Genomic DNA, 20,075 nt, shown 5'->3' with positions numbered 1-20,075 from the left:
GGCAAATGGAATTTATTAAAGATTACTGGTGGATCCTTGTGATCCTGTTACTGGTCGGCGTGTTGATGAACGTTTACAAGGATCTGAAGCGCATCGATCATAAAAAATATATGGCGAACAAGCCCGACCTGCCGCCGCATCGCGACTTTAACGATAAATGGGACGATGACGACAACTGGCCGAAAAAGAAGTAACCGGCTCTTTTCGTCGCGTCACCGTCCTGCAACGCCCTCGCCTGCGCGAGGGCGTTTTCACATCATCATAATGACGTCGTCATCGCCGGGTTTCGCACCGCTTAGCGCCTCATCGAAGTAGCGCTTCGGCACGGTATAGTGCAGATGCTTCAGCGCCAGCGCCATGCTGCGGTCATCGACCGCGTGCGGCAGATCTTCAACGATATCGAGCGTCACGTCGCCGCCCAGTGCGGTCAGCCGCTGCGCTGCCTGTTCGGCGTGCTGCATCGGTATCTGCTCGTCATACTCGCCGTGGATCAGATGGATGGTGGTGCGCGTCGAGGCGTGCTCCGGCAGCGTCGCATAGCGGCCGCTGAACGCCACGACCCGGCCCGCCAGATCCGGCTGCGCCTTCACGCCCTCCAGCACCATGGTGCTGCCCTGCGAAAAGCCCACCAGCGCGGTCGCATCGGCGCGCACGCCGCTTTGCTCTTGCCAGTGCCGCACCGAGTCGACGAACTGCGGCAGCACGGCGTTAACCCGCTGCTGCTCGCTCTGATCGTGCTGCGCGGTTTCGCTGAACCAGTAGTGGCCCGGCGACGGCGCCCCTACTGCCACCACCTGCGCCTGCGGGAATTCGCGCGCGAACCAGCCGCCCAGCTGCGCCATAGAGTGGGGGTTGTCGCCGACGCCGTGATAGAGCAAGAACAGCTGTTGCGCTTCCGCGCTCGGCTGCTGAACAATAACGTATTGCAGTGTCATAGTGACCTCCTTTAATCACTATACGCTGCCCTGCGCAGAGCGCTATTGGGAAAATTTGAACAAGTTTGTGGATTTATTCTACTTGCCGACGCAGCTGCTCGGCCCGCGCCGCATCCAGCGCCATCAGAACGGCGCCGGTCTCAAGGCGCAGCCGGGCGATCAGCGCCTTGCGCCCGGTCAATCCGGCCTGCCGCGCCAGCGTGCCGGGCGCCGCCTCGGGCTGCAGCGCGGCCTGCAGCAGCGGCGGCACAGCGGCGCAGGCCGCGAGCCGAGATAAAACCGGCAGGCTCGCCTCCAGCGGCCGCTGCGCCCAGGCGAACCCCGCCGCCAGCCAGGCATCCTCATCAGTAAACGTCAGCGGCGCCTCCGGCAGCGCGATCGACTCGGCAACCTGCAGGCGCAGCTGCGGCCAGTCGCGCGCCAGCCGCGTCGCGGCGCGCTGCTGTAACGCCCTGCCTGCAGGCGTCAGCGGCAGAATCGCCATCGCCGCATAGCAGCCGCTGCTCGCTTCGCGCTGGGTGCCGATACGCGCCAGGCTAAAGCCGCAGGCGCGCCAGAAGGCCCATAGCGCCTCGGTGTAGCCGAAGCTGACCGAGAGAAAATCCACATCCTGCTGACGCTGGGCGGCAGCGACTAACGCCTGGCCGATGCCCTGTCTGCGCTGTTCCGCCGCCACCGCGATACGGCTGATGCGCCTGGAGCGCAGCGTCGCCGCCTCGACGAATCCGGCGTGCGCCGCCAGCGACTGCGCGACCAGATTGCCGCGCGGACGTCGTTTGCCCGCCCAGACCGCCTGCGCCAGCTCGGGCGTTAAGCCGCCCTCCTCGACCAGCCAGAGCGCGCCCTGCAGCGCGGGCGCTTCGCCGCTCAGCCACAGGGTCATGCCTGGCGCATCCATCAGGCGTCGCAGATCGAGCGGCGAGGTGCGGTAGTGGGCGCTGGCCAGCAGGCGATAAGCGGCCGCCGGCTGCGCGGGATCGCGCCGCCAGGCGTCGTCAGGCATACGACGCGGCGCACCGGCCGCGGCGTGCGGCGCGGGTGCGGCGTCCTCAAACAGCAGCGCCTGATTAAGCCAGGCCTCCAGCGGATCGTGCCGCGACCAGCGCAGCGGCTCATCCAGCGTGAAGTAGCGCACCTGTTCCAGCCCGGCGCAAAACTTCAGGATAAAGCCGCGGCCGGTGCCTTCGTAGCCCTGCACCGTGGTGGTCAGCAGCACGCGCGGGAAGCGCGCCACCAGCTGCGTCAGTATCGGCGCCGGGATCGCCGCGGCCTCGTCGACGATTAGCCAGTCGACAGCGGGCAGATCCGGCTGGGCGAGAATGGCGTCGGGCGCCATAAAGTGAAAGTGGTTCTGCGCGAAGCGCGTCAGCACGTCGATGGCGGCCTTCGCGGGCGCAGCGATCAGCGCGCGCGGGATCTGCCGCGCCAGCATGCCCGCCAGCGCCGACTTGCCGCGTCCGCGCGGCGCGGTAAGCACCGCGACGCCTGATGTCATCGTCAGCAGCTGATGGACAATCGCCCGCTGCTGCTCCGGCGCGCGACACTGCCAGCGCGGCAGCGGCGCCAGCGGCGAGATACGCGGCGGCGCGTCCTGACGCAGCAGCGCCACGGCGGGATCGGCTAGCAAACTCGCCTGCAGATGGCGCACAAAGTGCGGCGTCGGGAGCGGTTCGGCGACATCGGCCCAGCGCAGACTGTCCTCGTCAGGCTGTTGCGCCCAGCGCGGCCACAGCGGCGTCAGCAGCAGCAGCCAGCTTCCGGCGCGCAGCGTGCCCGCCAGCGCGGCGAACGCCTCGGCGTGGAAACCGCGGCGCGCGTCGAAAATAGCGTGGGTGAATTCGCGCCCCAGCAGGGTGCGCAGCGCCAACGGCGCGCAATGAGGCAGCCCCTCGATCGGCGCGTCGCCCACTACCAGCCAGTCGCCCGGCAAGTCGGCGCGCCACTCCGCGGCGCGCGCCAGAGTCCACTCTTCGTCGCCGCTGATGGCGCAAAGCCGCCGGACGCCTGCCTGCTGCATCTGGCGGCTGAGCTGCTCAGGCGACATCAGTTAGCAGCGAAGGTGTTGCACTGTCCCGGATCGCCGCTGTCGAATCCGCGTTTAAACCAGGTGTAGCGCTGCTCCGAGGTGCCGTGGGTAAAGCTGTCGGGCACCACGCGTCCCTGGCTGCGCTGCTGCAGACGGTCATCGCCGATCGCCTGCGCCGCATCCAGCGCCTGCTGCAGGTCGCCGGTTTCCAGCCAGTTATCTTTGCTGACGTAGTGGCCCCAGACGCCGGCGAAGCAGTCCGCCTGCAGCTCCATTTTCACCGACAGATGGTTGATTTGCGTCTGGCTGGCGCCCTGCTGCATTTCGCGCACTTTAGGTTCGATGCCGAGCAGATTCTGCACGTGGTGCCCCACTTCATGCGCCACCACGTAGCCCTGCGCGAACTCGCCGCCCGCGCCGAGCTTGTTTTTCATCTCATCGTAGAAGGAGAGGTCGATATAGACGCGTCGATCCGCCGGGCAGTAGAAGGGGCCCATCGCCGTCTGGCCGGTGCCGCAGCGGGTCTGGGTCGCGCCGCGGTACATCACCAGCGTCGGCGCGGTGTACTCTTTGCCCATCTGCTGGAACAGTTTGCTCCAGGTATCTTCCGTGGAGGCCAGGATAACGCGGGTAAATTTCGCCGCTTCGTCGTCATTGGTGCTGACGCGCTGCTGCTGGCTGGTGGGGGCGACATCGCCGCCGGTCAGCAGCCCCGTCAGGTCGTAACCGTAATAGCCGGCAACCGCGACCACGACTAACAGAATAATGCCGCCCTTTCCGCGTGGAATACGAATCTGACGTCCGCCGCCACCGTAAGCTGGGCTTTGATCTCGACGGTCTTCTACATTGTCGCTCTCGCGACGTCCTTGCCAGCGCATAATCTGCTCCTGATTGAGATAGTTTCCCGTGATTTTAGTTGCGCGCGGAGACAACTACCAGCCTTGCGGCCAAATGAAAAAAGGAGAGCCGCGGCTCTCCTTTCTCTGTCTGGCAGGCGATTAGCTTAGTCGAGCTTAACGCCCAGACGCTGCGCCACCTCTTCATAGGCCTCGATCAGACCGCCCAGGCTCTGGCGAAAACGATCTTTGTCCATTTTATCCATCGTCTGCTTGTCCCACAGGCGCGCGCCGTCCGGCGAAAATTCGTCGCCCAGCACCACTTCGCCTTTAAACAGGCCGAACTCCAGTTTGAAATCGACCAGGATCAGGCCCGCGTCGTCAAACAGTTTGCTCAGCACTTCGTTGGCTTTAAAGGTCAGCTCCTGCATACGCGCCAGGTTCGCTTTGCTTACCCAGCCGAAGGTTTCGCAGTAGGATTCATTAACCATCGGGTCGTGCTTCGCGTCGTCTTTGAGGAAGAGATCGAACAGCGGCGGATTGAGGATCATGCCCTCTTCCACGCCGAGACGTTTTACCAGCGAGCCGGCCGCGCGGTTGCGCACCACGCACTCTACCGGCACCATCTCCAGCTTTTTCACCAGCGCTTCGTTGTCGGAGAGCAGCGCTTCCATCTGGGTCGGAATGCCCGCTTCCTGCAGTTTGGTCATAATGAAATGGTTGAACTTGTTGTTTACCATTCCTTTGCGATCGAACTGCTCGATTCGGGCTCCGTCGCCTGCTGACGTATCGTTGCGGAACTCGAGTACCAGCAGATCCGGATTGTCGGTGCTGTATACGGTTTTCGCTTTACCGCGATACAACTCAGCTCGCTTTTGCATCTTGTTAACTCCAGACTTGAAAATTTCGGGTGTTCTGCGACGGCGGGCCGCTGGGGGATTGCCGCGACGCAATCGTTTACTTCGCCGCGCGCTATTATGCCAGAGACGAAAAAAAAAGGCCGGAGAATCTCCGGCCCTGAGGCGATTTATTTGTTGAGGGCCGCCTGGAACACGGCCACCAGCGCATCGTTCTGCGACTGGGTGAGCACATGCCCTTTCGGATCGATAAACTGCAGGCTGCTGCGGTTATCGAGATCGCCGACCTGCACTTTATAGTCGCCGTTCGGCAGTTCCGGATCTTTCGCGCCGACCTCATCCCACGCGCCGCTGCCCGGCGACTTGTAGGTCACGTTCATGCTGCCCTGCGAGCGGTTGCTGTCGGTCACTTCCATGCCGACGCGCTGCATCGCCTGCGGCAGACGCTGCCAGGCGACGCTGAACGGCGTGCGCAGCACCAGCATCGGCAGGCCGGTATCGTCCGCGCCGCTCTGCACGTCGATGCTGCCGCTGACGCGGCCCGCCGCCGCGTTTTCGCTGGCGACGTCGATTTTATCCAGGCCGGCGCTGATGGCGTTGAGCATCTGCGCGGTGTAGCGCTGGATCTGCACCGGCGCGGTGACCGCTTTGCCTTCCTGCTGCAGCTCCAGCAGGCGCACCGTCAGCACCTGCTGATAGCTCTGCGACTGTACGCTGATCTCGTAGCGGCCGCGATACTGATTGTCTTCGTCGGCGCGGTTCCACTGTACCCAGTCGGTGGTGAGCTGCTGACGCGCATCGTTGCGCTGCGCAATGGGGAAGTTGCTCGATTCAACGACTTTGGTTACCTGCGACCAGACCGCGCCGCGGCTGTTTTCCAGCATCAGCACGCCGGTGTTGCCGGTAAACTGCGCGCGCGCGCCGTTGACCAGCGCCAGCGGCTGAGCCGGCGGACGAATGTCGAGCTGCTTGCCGACGTTGCCGCTGGCGGCGGTGTGCGGCACGTCGTAATCGCCGTGCGCCACCGGCAGGATCATACCGGCGGGCGCCTGCAGGTCGTGCAGCTCGCTGGCCTGTAAATAGGACTCGTCACCGCTTACCTGACGTTTATAACGCTGATCGCTAGAGCACGCCGTTAACAGCATCGCAGTAGACAGCGCCACGACGGTCGCAACCGTTGAGCGCTTTACAGAATGATTCATTGAAACTCCCTAACTTATCGCAAACCCGCTTTAATCAGCGCCTGCTCAACTTTTGGTATGGCCGCTGAACTCAGCGGCGTCATCGGCAGACGCAGCGTGTCACTGGCGATTAATCCTAACTGTTTCGCCGCCCATTTCACTGGGATCGGATTGGGTTCGCAGAAAAGCGTCTGGTGCAGATGCATCAGACGCTGATTCAGACGACGCGCCTCGACGAAGTTGCCCTGTTGCGCCAGCGCGCACAGCTCAGCCATTTCACGCGCCGCGATGTTGGCCGTGACCGAGATAACGCCCTTGCCGCCCAGCTGCATCAGGTCCAGCGCGCTGGCGTCGTCGCCACTGACGATTATAAAGGCCTCATCGACCAGTGCTTGGATCTGGCTAACGCGCGATAAGTTCCCGGTCGCCTCTTTGATTCCGATAATATTTTTGATTTCAGCAAGGCGCGCGACGGTTTCCGGCAGCATGTCGCAGCCGGTGCGTGAGGGGACGTTGTATAACATTTGCGGCAGCGCCGTGCTTTCCGCGATCGCTTTAAAGTGCTGGAACAGCCCTTCCTGCGTCGGACGGTTATAATAGGGCGTCACGGTCAGGCAGCCGACTACGCCGCTGTTTTCGAAGCGTTTGGTGAGAGAGATGCCTTCTGCGGTGGCGTTGGCGCCGGTGCCGGCGATTACCGGAATACGGCCGTCCGCCAGATCGAGCGTCAGCATCACTACGTCGCCATGCTCTTCATGGCTCAGGGTCGCGGATTCGCCGGTGGTGCCGACGGAGACGATCGCCGCGGTGCCGCTGGCGACGTGATAATCAATTAGTTTTTTCAGACTCGCACGGCAGACATTACCTTTGTCATCCATTGGCGTAACGAGTGCAACAATACTTCCCGTGAACATTGGCGATCCCCTCGACAAACAAGTGCTTCATGGTACGTTTTACTTCTGTTGAAAAGCAAGCAGGCCACGCCCCTCCTGCGCTTGTCAGCAGTTTTTTTTATGTTTACCTTATAGTTATTAGCGAATGAACAGGAAATCCCACTTTGCCGCAGTCTCAGCCCCACCATTTGGTGATCACCGCACTGGGTGTTGACCGTCCGGGTATCGTCAATACTATTACCCGTCACGTCAGCAGCTGCGGATGCAATATCGAAGACAGCCGTCTCGCCATGCTCGGGGATGAGTTCACCTTTATTATGCTGCTCTCCGGCAGCTGGAACGCCATTGCGCTGATTGAATCGACGCTGCCGCTAAAAGGCGCGGAGCTGGAGCTGTTGATCGTCATGAAGCGCACCAGCGCCAGAATGCGCCCGCCGATGCCGGCGACGGTGTGGGTGCAGGTCGAAGTGCCGGATTCGCCCCACCTGATCGAGCGCTTTACCGATCTGTTCGACAAACATGCGATGAACATCGCTGAACTGGGATCGCGCATCAAGCCGGGTCAGGCGGATCAGACGCCGACGCTCTATATTCAAATTACCGCGCACAGCCCGGCGGGCGTCGGCGACTCTCAGTTTGAGCAGGCGTTTTACGCCCTGTGCCGTGAACTCAACGCCGACGGCACGCTGCGTTTCTACAGCCTGGCCGACGACGATGCGGCGACGCTGCAGGGTTCACGCTAAGCTGTAAACAAGCCGGGGCTATTCCTCCACATCACTGTTGTCTGGCTATGTGGCGCAATATCCCCTGATGGCGGCTTTTCGCCTGACGCGGTTCGTCAGACGACAGGTCGCCCACAGCATAAAGAAAAAATGGAGAGTAGTGATGAATCCACTGAAAGCCGGTGATACCGCACCGAAATTTAGCTTGCCCGACCAGGATGGCGAACAGGTAAATTTAACCGACTTCCAGGGACAGCGCGTTCTGGTCTATTTCTACCCGAAAGCGATGACGCCGGGATGCACCGTGCAGGCCTGCGGCCTGCGCGACAATATGGATGAGCTGAAGAAAGCGGGCGTGGAAGTGCTCGGTATCAGCACCGACAAGCCTGAAAAGCTGTCGCGCTTCGCCGAAAAAGAGCTGCTGAACTTTACGCTGCTCTCTGACGAAGATCATCAGGTCTGCTCCGCCTTCGGCGTCTGGGGCGAAAAGACCTTTATGGGCAAAACCTATGACGGCATCCACCGCATCAGCTTCCTGGTGGGCGTCGACGGTACGATTGAAAAAGTGTTCGACGACTTCAAAACCTCTAACCATCACGACATCGTGATGGATTATCTGAAGTCGGCGTAACGCGGCGCGGATGCGGCCCTGCGCCGCATCCCGCCTCTTCTCTTTACGGGGCCAGGCTTTTCGACGCCTCCGCCACTCGTACGCAGTTGCGCCCGTCATGCTTGGCCTGATAGAGCGCGGCGTCAGCCTGTTTCAAGCTCTGCTCCAGCGGCATCGCCTCCTCCTGCCAGGCCGCGACGCCGACGGAAAGGGTAATGGCGCCGACGTCGGCTATCGACGCGGCGGCGATGCTGGCGCGTATGCGCTCGGCGAGACGGCTCGCCTCATCAATATCGGTCACTGGCAGCAGCATCAGAAACTCCTCTCCGCCGCTGCGGCACACCACATCGCTCTGACGCGCGCTGGCGCTTAACGTCTCCGCTACCTGCTTGATCACGCGATCGCCGACGTCATGTCCCCAGCTATCGTTAACCCGCTTAAAGTGATCGATATCGAGCGCCAGCACGGCAAAGGGCTGACGCATCGTCTGATAGAAGTCGAGCACCGCGCTGAGGCCGCGCCGGTTGAGGAGCTGCGTCAGCGGATCGGTCTGCACCTCTGACTTCAGGCGGCCGATCTTGTCCTGCACCAGCCCGATGCCGGTCAGCAGCGCGCGCTTCACCTGCGCCGCCTCGAAATACCAGGCGTGAATCATGCCGAGCTCCAGCGAGACGCCGGGCGCATCCATCTGGCGCGCCTTACGCGCCAGCTGCCAGAGCGGCAGCGCGATCAGCCGCGCCAGCACCACCGCCACCAGCAGCGTCAGCAGCGCGAAAGGCACCGAGTGCTTCAGTACCTGCATCAGCAGACCGGTGAGCGGCTCCAGCGTTACCGCAGTCGGCTTCAGCGCCACCACCGTCCAGCCGGTGGTCGGCACCATAGCGTATCCGGCAAGGCGCGGCGGTTCGCCCGCCGTCTGCAGCTGCAGCGAGCCGTTGCTGTTTTCGTCGCGGCCGCTCAGCAGCGCAGGCAGCGTTTTGCCAATCAGCTGCCCGTTCTGGTGATAGAGCACCTGACTGGCGCTGTCGAGCACGTAGACGCTGGTGCCGTCGCGATAGTACTGCTCGCCAAGCAGCGTATTTAAGATGCTTTTCTTTTTCAGGTAGATGGTGCCGCCTACGTAGCCGAGATAGTGCCCGTCGCGGCTCCAGATCGGCCAGGAGACGAAGATAATCAGATTGTTGGCCGCCGAAATGGTCGGCTTGCTGATGGCGGGCTGCCGCGCGCTGAGCGCTTCGCGCGACGCATCGCTGGTCAGGTGCATGCCCTGCAACATCAGAGATTCCGGTGAGATAGCCTTTACCACGCCGCTGGCGTCGACCACCGCCACCGAGTTAAAGCTGGTGGTCTGCTCGCGCAGGCGATCGACCTCCTGACGCAGCAGCGTGGGATCGTCAAAGTTTTCGCCGAGCAGCCTGGCGCTGTAGTGCAGCTGCGACTGCGCCAGCTGGAAAAAGATTTCGGTGGTGGAGGCGAGCTTGGTGGCGTAGGCGCGATTCGCCTCCAGCGTGCTGTCGATCAGCGCCATACGCTGCACGCGCCAGGTGGCATAGAGCGTGTTGGTCAGCGTAACCACAATGCTGACGATAGCGAGCAACGCGATAAGCGTACGCAGATCGGTTCGGGGACGCAGGCGCATTAACATAGCGCGCCCGCTGCAAAAGATAAGTACATGCTGAAAGGCCTGAGAATGTCGTTATTGTTGGAGATTATCTGCCCTGGTGAGGCAACCGCCAAGTGTACACGCTGTCGCCCTCCTGAGCACCTTTCCCACCGCGACATTCTCAGAAACCGTTTATTTACGCCTGGCGCTAATCGATCAGTCCGTGCCGATCGTAGAAGGGCCAGGGACCGGAGTAGTCGCCGATGGCGCACTGGTGCGTCACCATGCCCTGCCCCGGCTGCCAGCGGTGCAGCAAAAAACCTGGCGGCTCCAGCACGAAATGGGCCGGGCCGTCGGGCTGCAGGTCAAAGGCCACCTGGTGAGAGAGGCCCGGCGCGCACACCGCCAGCGTGCCGGCGAAACGCGTTTGCAGGCTGCGATGCAGATGGCCGCACAGCACGCGCTCAACCTGCGGATGCCGGGCGATCACCATCGCCAGCGCGTCGGGGTTGCGCAGCCGCTGGCGATCCATATGGTCGATGCCGCAGATAAAGGGCGGATGGTGCAGCATCACCAGCGTCGGCGCGGCGGGTTCACGCGCCAGGTTTTGCTCCAGCCACGTCAGCTGATGCTCATCGACATAGCCCCAGGGCTGCTGCGGCACGCTGGAGTCGAGCGCAAGCAGCTGCAGCGGCCCGACCTTTAGCTGCCAGTTCAGGGTGGCGCCGTGCTGAAGATAGGCGTGATCGACAAACACCGCGCGCAGCGCCTGGCGATCGTCATGGTTGCCCGGCATCAGGCGAAACGGCAGCTGCAGACGACGCAGCGCCAGCCGCAGCGTCTCATACTCCTCGATCGTGCCGAAATCGACCAGATCGCCGGTGATCACCACCATATCCGGCTGCGGCCGCAGCGCGTTAAGCGTGTCGATGGCGCGCAGCAGCGCGGCCTGGGTATCGACTTTTTTATAGGACAGGCGACCGTTCGCCTTGATATGCAAGTCGCTGATCTGCGCAATCAGCGTCGAATTGTCTGACACAGAGCTCTCCTTAATAACCGGTAAAATCCAGCGCGGCGCGCGGCGCCAGCGTCCAGGTGACGCGCTGCCCGGCGTGCCAGGCCTCCCGCGCATGGCGCTCGACCTGAATCGGCGCGGCGAGACCGATATCGATCTGCAAACGCTGCATGGCGCCTAAAAAGGTATTGCCGACGATATAGCCCTGACGCGCATAGCGATTGTCGTCCGCCAGCAGAATATCTTCCGGTCGGCAGAACTGACGCGGTTCGCCGCGGGCGTCGGTCTCAACGCAGTTGATGGCGCCGACGAAATCGGCGACGAAGCGCGTCGCCGGACGCTGATAAATCGCCTGCGGCGTGTCGATCTGGGCGATGCGCCCCTGCTCCATCACCGCGATACGATCGCCGAGCGCCATCGCCTCCTGCTGATCGTGCGTCACGTAGACGGCGGTAATGGCGAGCTTTTTCAGCAGCGCGCCGATCTCAATGCGCAGACGCTCGCGCAGTTTAGCGTCGAGCGCCGCCAGCGGTTCGTCGAACAGCAGCACTTTCGGCCGTGCGGCCAGCGCGCGCGCCAGCGCCACGCGCTGCTTCTGTCCGCCGGAAAGCTTGTCGATGGCGCGGTTCGCCAGCGCGCTGAGATCCACCAGCGCCAGCATCTCTTTGACGCGCGCTTCACGTTCGCCGCGCGCCACGCCCTGCACTTTGAGGCCATACTCGACGTTCTGCGCCACGTTCATATTGGGAAACAGCGCGTAGTTCTGGAACACCATGCCGACGTTGCGCTTCTCGATCGGCAGCGCGGTGACGTCACGATCGCCAAACCAGACCTCGCCGCCCTCGTCGCTGCTTTCCAGACCACTGATAATGCGCAGCGTGGTGGTTTTGCCGCAGCCGGACGGTCCGAGCAGCACCAGGGTTTCGCCGGCGTGAACGGTGAGATCGAGCGGGTGCAGGGCGGTGTGTTGATGAAAGCGGCGCGCGCAGCGGCGCAGCGTGACGGTAACGGCATCGTTATTCATGCCTGCTCCTTAAGGGCGTTCCGCGTCGCCTGGCGCTCGAGCCAGTGATTGCAGGCGTTGAGCATCAGCAACAGCGGTAAAATCATGACGATAAAGATCAGCGTATAGGCCGATCCCACTTCCAGCCGCATCGAGGCGTAGCTGTCCGCCAGCCCGACTGGCAGGGTTTTGGTCAGCGGCGTATGCAGCATCCAGGTAATATTGAACTCGCCTACCGACAGCGTTATCACCATAAACGCCCCCGCCAGAATGCCGTTGCGGCAGTTCGGCACCACCACGGTGAAAAAGCGGCGCCAGAAACCGGCACCGAGGCTGGCGGCCGCCTCTTCGAGGCGCGGCAGCTGAATCGCCTGCATCACCGCCAGCACCGGACGGATCATAAAGGGCAGCGTAAAGAGCACATGGCCGATCAGGATAAACAGCCAGCTGTCGCGCAGGCCGTTAAACCGGCCGTAAAGCAGAATAATGCCGAGCGCAGTGGCGAGGCCCGGCAGCGCCACCGGCAGCATCAGGCACTCTTCGATGCGAGCGGCCCAGCGCGGCGGCGCCTTCAGCAGGCCCCAGGCGGCGGGCAGTCCGATCGCGACGGTGATCGCCAGGCAGCAGAGCGCAATCAGCAGCGACAGCCAGAAAGTGTCGGCGTAGAGCGCCCACACCTGATCAACCCACTTCAGCGTCAGGCCGCTGCGCAGACCGATAAAGTAATTCTCCGTGACGCCCGCCAGCATCGACAGCACCACCGGCACGATCATAAACAGCGCCGTCAGCGCGGTAACGCCGACCTGCAGACAGAACAGCGCGCGACGTTTCATCATGGTTGCTCTCCTCCAGCGTGCGTCAGCGCGCGCGCCAGCATCAGGCCCAGCCAGGCGACCGCGCCCATCACCACCGACAGCGCCGCCGCGGTGGCGAAATTGGCGTAGTTGGTGAACTCGCCGTAAATGGTCAACGGCAGCACGCTAAGGCTGGTGCCGAGCGTAAAGGCAGTGCCGAATGCGCCCATGCTGGTGGCGAAGCAGAGTGCGCCGCTGGAGAGCAGCGCCGGCTTCAGTCCCGGCACGATAACGTCCCAGGTGATACGCCACTGGCTGGCGCCCAGCGAGCGCGCCGCCTCTTCCAGCGAACGATCCAGCTTTTCGCTGGCCGCCACCAGCGTGACGATGGCGCGCGGCAGCGAAAAGTAGAGGTAGCCGATAAAGAGACCGCTGAGCGAATAGGCGAGCGTCCAGCGCTCGTGGAACAGGCTCATGCTCAGCTGCGCCAGTACTCCCTGTCGCCCCGCCAGCATCACCACCAGAAACCCTACAACCACGCCGGGAAAGGCGAGCGGAAAGGTCAGCAGCGCCAGCAGCGTGCCGCGTCCGGCGAAGCGCTGGCGCGCCAGGAAACAGCCGACCACGGCGGCGATCAGCAGCGTTATCAGCGTCACCGCCAGCGACAGCAGCAGGGTGTTGAGCAGGCTTTGCAGATACTGCGGCTGGCTCACTACCGTCCAGTAGCCGCTCTGCTGCGTGGTGCGATCCGGCGAGAGCCCGATCTGCAGCAGACGCGCGAAAGGCAGCAGCCAGAAGGCCGCGAGAAACAGCAGCGCAGGCAGCAGCATCCAGGGCCAGCGCGCGCCATGATGCGCCCGACGGCGCAGGGCCGTCGGCGCGCGGCCGCGGGTTTCCAGCAGCGACATTAACGGATCTCGCTCAGGTAGCGGGCGGAAAAGGCTTTCTGCGCATCGGCCATCTGCTGGTAATCCACCGTCGTGGCGCGAGCATAGTCGCTGTCAGGCAGGAACTTCGCCTTCGCCTCGGCGGACATCGCCGACGGACGCACCGGACGCAGATAAGCGTTGGCCCAGATAGCCTGACCTTTATCCGACAGCACGTAGTCGATCACTTTTTTGCCGTTGGCGGCGTGCGGCGCGTTCTTCACCAGACTAATGACGTACGGCACCGTAACCGTGCCCTCTTGCGGGATCACGAAGGCGACGTTGGCATGGTCTTTATACTTCGCGCGGTAGGCGTTGAAGTCGTAGTCGAGCAGAATGGGGATCTCGCCGGAAATCAGGCGCGCGTAGGCGGTCTGCTTCGGCACGATCGGCTGGTTGGCCTGCAGTTTTTTGAACCAGCTCAACGCCGGCGCGAAATTCTGCAGTGTGCCGCCTTTTGCCTGGTTAACCGCCACGGCGGCGACGTAGCCGACGAAGGCGCTGGAGGGATCGAGATAGCCCACCATGCCTTTATATTCCGGCTTCAGCAGGTCATCCCAGGATGTCGGCAGCGGCGCGCCGCCCAGCGCATCGACATTGACCATAAAGCCCATGGTGCCCGAGTGCAGCGCTACCCACTTGCCGTCAGGATCCTTCATGCCTGTTGGCACCTCATCCCAGTGCGCCGGTTTGTAGTCGGCGATAACGCCGGCGCCCGCCGCCTGGATGCCGAAGCTGACGCCGTAATAGACCACGTCGGCGACCGGATTGCCCTGCTCGGCGACCATCTGCGCCAGCGCCTGGCCGGAGTTTTTATTGTCCTGCGGCACCTGGATGCCGGTGTCGCGCGCGATGGCTTTCAGCTGCGTTCCCCAGTCCGCCCACTCCGGCGGGCAGTTGTAGCAGATGGCGCTTTCCGCCGCGTGGGCGGCCTGGCTCGCCATGCCGCATGCAGCCAGCAGCGCCGCAGCGGTTAATCTCTTTATTCTGTTGTGCGTTGACATGTGGATTCCCTGGTGTTGACAAAGGTAGAGCGCGGCGCGGGCGCGATGCTTTCGCCCAACCGCAGGTGGTGCGCCAGCATGCGAGATCCGCCGCTGGCGTGTTGTAAAAGCATATCGATGGCGCAGGCGCCGAGCAGATCGCTGGGCTGTACCACCGAGGCCAGCGACGGCGTCAGATGTTCGCCGGTCTCAATACCGTCGAAGCCCATAACGGAAAGCTGCGTCGGCACCTGAACGCCCGCGCGCGCGGCAGCGCCCATCAGGCTGATGGCCAGCAGGTCGTTGCTGCAGATCACTGCGGTCAGCGGATTCGCGCCCTGCAGGCGCGGCCGCAGCTGCTGAAAGTCGGAGCGCGTGTGGCTCGGCATCTCAATCAGCGGAAAGGGTTTCAGTCCGGCCTGCTGCATGGCGTCGCAGTAGCCGAGGAAGCGCTGCTGGGCGCGATCGGACTGCCAGACCGGCCCGGTCACCATGCCGATATGGCAGTGGCCCAGCGCCAGCAGATGTCCGGCCGCTTCGGCCATCGCGCGCCGGTTATCGACGCACACGCTCGGCCAGCTGGCGCTCTGCGGCACGTTGTGCGCCAGCACGAAGGGCATCTGCGCGGCGGCCAGCGTCGGCAGCACGGCGCTACGGTCCGCGTCGGCTACTGTCAGCACCAGCCCGGCGACGCGCTGACGCAGCATATGCTCGACAATCGCCGCCTCGCGTTCCGCCTGATAGTCGCTGGTGGCGACCAGCAGCCCGAAGCCAGCCAGCCGCGCCTGACGCTCCATCGCCTGTAGCTGCTGGGCGAACACCGGATTAAGCAGCGAAGGCAGCAGCACGCCGAGGGTGGTGGAGCTCTGAGTGCGCAGCTGGCGCGCAATATGGTTAGGACGGAAGCCGAGCTGGTCTGACGCCGCCAGCACGCGCTGTAGCGTGCTCTCTTTCAGCAGATGGGGATCGGAGAAGGCGCGCGCCGCCGTGGCGCGCGAGACGCCCGCCAGTTTCGCTACGCTGACTAAATCCGTCATTTTTCTCCCCTTATGCGCTAATGAGAACGATCTCACTGGCGCTCAAAGTAAAGGGGTTGTATGACAGAACAATCGCAGCGGAATGACAAACAGATGACAGCGGCGCGCGGCCGCTGTCGGGAGAGGGTTTACAGCATCAGGAAGGCGTAGCCTTCGTTTTGCAGCGTCGCCACCGTGGTGCCGCTGGAGATGGTGTGGGTCACGCGCTGATCGATCCAGTCGCGCTGCAGATTGTGGAAGGCCACCGACTGGTCGCAGATCGAGACCTGCACGCCCGCCTTTTTCAGCTCGTCGATCAGCTTCAGGTTGGGGTTATCCACGCCGTAGGCTTTATGGAACTGATCGTTATTCAGCGCCGCCGGTACCGCATCGCTGTTGATAGACACCACGAACTTCAGCTGATCCAGCGGCACGCCTGCGGCGTAATAGAGGTTGGTCACGCGGGCGACGCGCTCCAGCCCGAGATTCGGCTGACGAATATCGCCTTCATTACGGTTAATCTGGAAAACGATTTTATTGCTCAGGCCCGGCACGGTGCCTGGTTTAAAAGCGGGCGTGTCGACATAGTGAATTTTGCCGAAGCCTTCAATCGCAGGCGTACTCCAGAAATCCGCTGGCTGTGTGGTGTTACCGGCAAATTTGCCGCTCACCTTGTCATATAATTCCGGCAGCTGTAACACATTGCCGCCAATAAAACCGGCTATCGCCGCCACCACAATATAGGCCGCTGGACGCATCGTTATTCTCCTGCTTGTTATTTTTGAAGTGTGATTACATCTGTAGCCATGCGTAACCCTGATTTTCCAGGGTTGAGACCGTGGTCGGGCTGGAGAGCGCATGGACGACCGATTTATCGATCCAGTCGTTAGGGTAGTGATGGAAAGCCACCGACTGATCGCAGACGGAGACCTTTACGCCCAGCTTATCAAGCTGGTTGATAAGCTTGAGGTTGGGATTGTCTACGCCGTAGAACTGTTTGAAGTGGGCGTTATCCAGCATCGCAGGCGTCGCGTCGCCCGTTACCGAGACCACGAATTTCAGCTCTTCCGCCGGCACACCGGAGGCGACATAGAGATTGACCACGCGCGCCACGCGCTCAAGGCCGAGATTGACGTCGGTCATCGCGCCGTCGCTGCGGGTAATCTGGAAAACGATCTTATTGCTCAGGCCCGCGACCGGTTTAAAGGCGGCGTCCGGCTCGTAATGAATCTTGCCGTAGCCGTCGACGGCGGGCGTGCTCCAGAAGCCGTCGGGATCGCTGGGTTTGGCGGCAAAATGGTTAACGACTTTTTGATAGAGCGCGCCGCTCTGGGTAACGCCCGCGCCAACAGCACCGCCTATAATGGCGATGAGCGCGTAAGATACAGCTGAACGCATAAATTATCTCCGGACAACAGCGTAGCGCTGGTTCACATCCCGAATTGGGTGAGCTATCTATACCACAGCCCCGGCGCGGCAAAAGGGCGCGGCGCTGACCGCCAGCGGCGCGTTAATTTCAAAGGGAACTATTAATAAAGCTAATTGATGAACACTTTCGATGGCGAAGTGTGTGTTGGTCAGGATTGAAGTGGATCGATATTAAAGAAGAGAACAGCGTTAAATAAAATTTAATGCCCTGAATAACGTACCAGCTATTGATATTCCCCAAAGAGTCTTTGCTGGCGTCATAATAAAAATTATTGATTTTCGCTTTCGCTCGCTAAGGCATTTTAGGGCGTTTTTTTCAGAGTAAGCCTGGAAAAAAACATGCCACCTTCAATTTTTTTGAGTAAATTTACATATCTTTAATTAAAAAGCGTGTTGGCTATCTCAGCTTTATATCACTGTTCGCTATCCCGTGCGGTTCGCTTAAAAAAGCGACGCCTGTTGCAGCGCTGCTATAGCGCCGTTTCCTGTTGATGAAATAAATGCGCGTTTTGTTTTTCAACGAAAGCGCGCCTGCGCTTAACGTTCAATTTTTTACTGCAAAAGCGCCGCTGCGGCGCGTGCTAATAGCAGAGCAGACCGTTTCTTTCTCTTAAGGCTCTGGTTAAGATAGGCGCGACGCGTCTTTTACCCTGAAAAAGCACAATGTACTTTCCAGGCCTCAGAGTTTCTCTACAGGATCCAGGCATGTTGAACCGGTTAAAGAAAACGCTACTCGCCGCGCTGATTCCCACCCTGATGTTGATGCCGCACGCGTCCGCCTGGGCCGACGTCAGCGACTCGCTGCCCGATATGGGCACGACCGCAGGCTCGACGCTCTCTATCGGTCAGGAGATGCAGATGGGCGACTTTTACGTGCGTCAGCTGCGCGCCAGCGCGCCGCTGATCAACGACCCGCTGCTTAATGAGTACATCAACCAACTCGGCCAGCGTCTGGTCGCCCATGCCGATTCGGTGAAGACGCCCTTCCACTTTTTCCTGATCCAGAACGACGAGCTTAACGCCTTCGCCTTCTTTGGCGGCAACGTAGTGCTGCACGCCTCGCTATTCCGCTTTACCGAAAATGAGAGCCAGCTGGCGTCGGTGATGGCGCATGAGATCTCGCACGTTACCCAGCGCCATCTGGCGCGCGCGATGGAAGATCAGAAGCGTAACGCGCCGCTGACCTGGGTCGGAGCGCTGGGGTCGATTCTGCTGGCGATGGCCAGTCCACAGGCGGGCATGGCGGCGCTGACCGGCACGCTGGCGGGCACCCAGCAGGGTATTATCAGCTTCACCCAGGGCAACGAGCAGGAGGCGGATCGCATCGGCATTCAGGTGCTGCAGCGCGCCGGATTCGATCCCGAGGCGATGCCCAATTTTTTACAGAAGCTGGCCGATCAGAGCCGCTTCTCGTCGAAGCCGCCGGAGATCCTGCTGACGCACCCCCTGCCCGATAGCCGCCTGGCGGATGCGCGCAACCGCGCCAACCAGATGCGTCCGGTGGTGGTGCAGTCATCACAGGATTACTACATGGCGAAAGTGCGCGCGCTTGGCATGTACGCCACCGGCCGCAACCAGCTGACCGACGAACTGCTGGACAGCTATAGCCACGGCAACAGCCGCGAGCAGCAGGCGGCGCAGTACGGCAAAGCGGTGCAGTTTTTACAGGCGAAGAGTTTCGCCAACGCGAGAAAGATCATTGAGCCGCTGCTGGCGAAGCAGCCCGATAACGTCTGGTATCTCGACATCATGACCGATATCGATATCGGCCTGAATCAGCCGCAGCAGGCGATCGCCCGTCTGAATGCCGCGGGCGCGGCTAAAAACAGCCCGGTAGTGCAGCTAAACCTGGCGAATGCTTACGTCGAGGCGAAACAGCCCGCCAACGCCAGCCGCATCTTGAATCGCTATACCTGGTCGCATCCGGACGATGTCAACGGCTGGGAACTGCTGGCGCAGGCGTCGGCGCAGCAGGGACTGAATGATGAAGAGATGTCGGCGCGTGCCGAAACGCTGGCGCTTAATGGCCAGCTGGATCAGGCGATTACCACGCTGAGCAGCGCCAGCGCGCAGGTGCCGGTCGGCAGCCTGAAGCAGGCGCGCTACGACGCGCGTATCGACCAGCTTCGTCAGCTGCAAACCCGCTTCAAGCAGTATCAAAAAGGATAACCCAGCATGGTCACCATTTATCACAATCCGCGCTGCAGCAAGAGCCGCGAAACCCTGGCGCTGCTGGAGGCTAACGGCGTTCAGCCGGAGATCGTCCGCTATCTGGAGACCCCGCCGGATCGCGAGACGCTGCAAATTCTGCTGCAAAAACTCGGCATGAGCAGCGTCCGGCAGCTGATGCGCACCAAAGAGGAGCTTTATAAAACGCTGCGGCTGGAAGATGCCGACGAAGCGCAGCTGCTTGAGGCGCTGACCGTGTATCCGGCGTTGCTGGAGCGTCCGGTGGTGATCAACGGCGATCGGGCGCGCATCGGCCGGCCGCCGGAAGCGGTGCTGGAGATCCTTTAAAGCCCGAGCGTCTCTTTTACGAAAGGAATGGTGAGCTTGCGCTGCGCGCTAATCGAAGCGTGATCGAGGCGATCCAGCGTTTCGAACAGCGTGCGCATTTCGCGATCGAGGCGTTTCAGCATGAAACGGCCGACATCTTCCGGCAGCTCAAAGCCCCGCATACCGGCGCGCAGCTGCAGCGCCTGCAGCTTATCTTCGTCGCTCAACGGCTGCAGACGATAGATCTGCCCCCAGTCGAGACGCGACGCCAGATCGGGCAGGTTGAGGTTGAGCTGCCGCGGCGGCCGATCGCCAGTGATAAAGAGCCGGGTTTTGCCGGTTTCCAGAATGCGGTTATAGAGATCGAAGATCGCCATTTCCCACGCCTCTTCACCGGCGATGCACTCGATATTATCGATGCAGACCAGCGCCAGATGCTCCATGCCGTCCAGCACGTCCGGCACAAACCAGGTGCGTTTATCCAGCGGCACATAGCCGACCGCTTCGCCGCGCGCCGACATCTCCGCGCACGCCGCGTGCAGCAGATGGCTGCGGCCGCCGCCTTCGCGCGACCAGAAATAGAGATAGCTGCCGTGTTGCTGACTGAGGGCGCCTTTCAGCGCGGCAATAAGCGACGGATTTTCCCCCGGCCAAAAGCTGGCGAACGTCTCGTCGTCCGGTAAGTAAAGTGGCAGTGACAGTTGTGCCGGCGTGTTCAGAAGCACCTCAAAAGGAACAGGCAAAAAACGGG

The 20,075-nt window shown here is 61.7% G+C and carries 21 protein-coding genes; 5 read left to right on the top strand and 16 right to left on the bottom strand.

Annotated elements, in window-relative coordinates; all coding sequences use genetic code 11:
* Positions 1-5: 5 nt before the first annotated feature.
* On the top strand, positions 6-194 hold the full coding sequence (locus PVE98_RS05000) for a YpfN family protein (RefSeq protein WP_033753791.1): 189 nt from the start codon (positions 6-8) through the stop codon (positions 192-194).
* A gap of 57 nt (positions 195-251) precedes the next feature.
* Here the strand turns inward: PVE98_RS05000 and ypfH are convergent, their stop codons facing one another.
* The 6 genes from ypfH to dapA all read right to left on the bottom strand — a co-directional run bounded on the left by ypfH (position 252) and on the right by dapA (position 6,749).
* Complete coding sequence (ypfH, locus tag PVE98_RS04995) at positions 252-935, bottom strand: esterase (protein ID WP_033753793.1); 684 nt, start codon at positions 933-935, stop codon at positions 252-254.
* Positions 936-1,008: 73 nt separating this feature from the next.
* The gene (locus tag PVE98_RS04990) at positions 1,009-2,979 is read right to left on the bottom strand and encodes a tRNA(Met) cytidine acetyltransferase TmcA (protein WP_096073603.1); all 1,971 of its coding nucleotides are present in this window, start codon (positions 2,977-2,979) and stop codon (positions 1,009-1,011) included.
* Positions 2,979-3,839 (bottom strand): neutral zinc metallopeptidase, encoded by an 861-nt coding sequence (locus PVE98_RS04985; protein WP_033753800.1) that lies wholly within the window; start codon positions 3,837-3,839, stop codon positions 2,979-2,981. Before PVE98_RS04985 ends, PVE98_RS04990 begins: the two co-directional genes overlap by 1 nt.
* Positions 3,840-3,964: 125 nt before the next feature.
* The gene (gene purC / locus PVE98_RS04980; RefSeq protein ID WP_033753802.1) at positions 3,965-4,678 is read right to left on the bottom strand and encodes a phosphoribosylaminoimidazolesuccinocarboxamide synthase; all 714 of its coding nucleotides are present in this window, start codon (positions 4,676-4,678) and stop codon (positions 3,965-3,967) included.
* 146 nt (positions 4,679-4,824) lie between these two features.
* Positions 4,825-5,856 carry an outer membrane protein assembly factor BamC gene (bamC, locus tag PVE98_RS04975; protein WP_033753805.1) on the bottom strand — a complete coding sequence of 344 codons (1,032 nt, stop codon included), beginning with the start codon at positions 5,854-5,856 and terminating at the stop codon, positions 4,825-4,827.
* 14 nt (positions 5,857-5,870) lie between these two features.
* The gene (gene dapA, locus PVE98_RS04970; protein ID WP_033753807.1) at positions 5,871-6,749 is read right to left on the bottom strand and encodes a 4-hydroxy-tetrahydrodipicolinate synthase; all 879 of its coding nucleotides are present in this window, start codon (positions 6,747-6,749) and stop codon (positions 5,871-5,873) included.
* Between the two features lie 143 nt (positions 6,750-6,892).
* On the opposite strand from dapA, the gene PVE98_RS04965 reads away from it, so the two are divergent.
* Positions 6,893-7,471 (top strand): glycine cleavage system transcriptional repressor, encoded by a 579-nt coding sequence (locus PVE98_RS04965; protein WP_033753810.1) that lies wholly within the window; start codon positions 6,893-6,895, stop codon positions 7,469-7,471.
* A 142-nt stretch (positions 7,472-7,613) separates the two neighbouring features.
* Positions 7,614-8,081: a thioredoxin-dependent thiol peroxidase gene (gene bcp, locus PVE98_RS04960; RefSeq protein ID WP_033753813.1), complete on the top strand. Its 468-nt coding sequence runs from the start codon at positions 7,614-7,616 to the stop codon at positions 8,079-8,081.
* A gap of 43 nt (positions 8,082-8,124) precedes the next feature.
* Here bcp and PVE98_RS04955 read toward each other — a convergent pair whose 3' ends face one another.
* From PVE98_RS04955 to PVE98_RS04915, 9 genes are all read right to left on the bottom strand, one after another.
* On the bottom strand, positions 8,125-9,705 hold the full coding sequence (locus PVE98_RS04955; RefSeq protein WP_096073606.1) for a diguanylate cyclase: 1,581 nt from the start codon (positions 9,703-9,705) through the stop codon (positions 8,125-8,127).
* 166 nt (positions 9,706-9,871) lie between these two features.
* Positions 9,872-10,702 carry a phosphodiesterase gene (locus PVE98_RS04950; RefSeq protein WP_096073607.1) on the bottom strand — a complete coding sequence of 277 codons (831 nt, stop codon included), beginning with the start codon at positions 10,700-10,702 and terminating at the stop codon, positions 9,872-9,874.
* A gap of 10 nt (positions 10,703-10,712) precedes the next feature.
* Positions 10,713-11,702, bottom strand: coding sequence for an ABC transporter ATP-binding protein (locus tag PVE98_RS04945; protein ID WP_096073608.1), 990 nt, complete (start codon positions 11,700-11,702; stop codon positions 10,713-10,715).
* Entirely contained in the window at positions 11,699-12,514 is an 816-nt protein-coding gene (locus PVE98_RS04940) for an ABC transporter permease (RefSeq protein ID WP_096073927.1), read from the bottom strand. The genes PVE98_RS04945 and PVE98_RS04940 overlap by 4 nt, the downstream gene beginning before the upstream one ends.
* Positions 12,514-13,383 carry an ABC transporter permease gene (locus tag PVE98_RS04935; protein ID WP_187143660.1) on the bottom strand — a complete coding sequence of 290 codons (870 nt, stop codon included), beginning with the start codon at positions 13,381-13,383 and terminating at the stop codon, positions 12,514-12,516. The genes PVE98_RS04940 and PVE98_RS04935 overlap by 1 nt, the downstream gene beginning before the upstream one ends.
* Complete coding sequence (locus PVE98_RS04930) at positions 13,383-14,405, bottom strand: ABC transporter substrate-binding protein (protein WP_033753828.1); 1,023 nt, start codon at positions 14,403-14,405, stop codon at positions 13,383-13,385. Before PVE98_RS04930 ends, PVE98_RS04935 begins: the two co-directional genes overlap by 1 nt.
* The gene (locus tag PVE98_RS04925; protein WP_051905647.1) at positions 14,384-15,421 is read right to left on the bottom strand and encodes a substrate-binding domain-containing protein; all 1,038 of its coding nucleotides are present in this window, start codon (positions 15,419-15,421) and stop codon (positions 14,384-14,386) included. The genes PVE98_RS04930 and PVE98_RS04925 overlap by 22 nt, the downstream gene beginning before the upstream one ends.
* Positions 15,422-15,549: 128 nt before the next feature.
* On the bottom strand, positions 15,550-16,158 hold the full coding sequence (locus tag PVE98_RS04920) for a DsrE family protein (protein WP_033753830.1): 609 nt from the start codon (positions 16,156-16,158) through the stop codon (positions 15,550-15,552).
* Positions 16,159-16,192: 34 nt separating this feature from the next.
* Complete coding sequence (locus PVE98_RS04915; protein ID WP_033753833.1) at positions 16,193-16,798, bottom strand: DsrE family protein; 606 nt, start codon at positions 16,796-16,798, stop codon at positions 16,193-16,195.
* Between the two features lie 735 nt (positions 16,799-17,533).
* On the opposite strand from PVE98_RS04915, the gene PVE98_RS04910 reads away from it, so the two are divergent.
* The gene (locus PVE98_RS04910; protein WP_033753836.1) at positions 17,534-18,997 is read left to right on the top strand and encodes a M48 family metallopeptidase; all 1,464 of its coding nucleotides are present in this window, start codon (positions 17,534-17,536) and stop codon (positions 18,995-18,997) included.
* Positions 18,998-19,003: 6 nt separating this feature from the next.
* The gene (gene arsC / locus PVE98_RS04905; protein ID WP_033753839.1) at positions 19,004-19,345 is read left to right on the top strand and encodes an arsenate reductase (glutaredoxin); all 342 of its coding nucleotides are present in this window, start codon (positions 19,004-19,006) and stop codon (positions 19,343-19,345) included.
* Here arsC and hda read toward each other — a convergent pair.
* Positions 19,342-20,043: a DnaA inactivator Hda gene (hda, locus tag PVE98_RS04900; RefSeq protein WP_222707497.1), complete on the bottom strand. Its 702-nt coding sequence runs from the start codon at positions 20,041-20,043 to the stop codon at positions 19,342-19,344. The two genes, arsC and hda, sit on opposite strands and share 4 nt — an antisense overlap.
* Positions 20,044-20,075: the final 32 nt, after the last annotated feature.

This window comes from Pantoea sp. GABEPS69 (assembly GCF_045780835.1).
Taxonomy (GTDB): domain Bacteria; phylum Pseudomonadota; class Gammaproteobacteria; order Enterobacterales; family Enterobacteriaceae; genus Pantoea; species Pantoea septica.
Note: the sequence above shows the minus strand (reverse complement) of the source record. Positions and strands in the feature narration are given on the sequence as shown.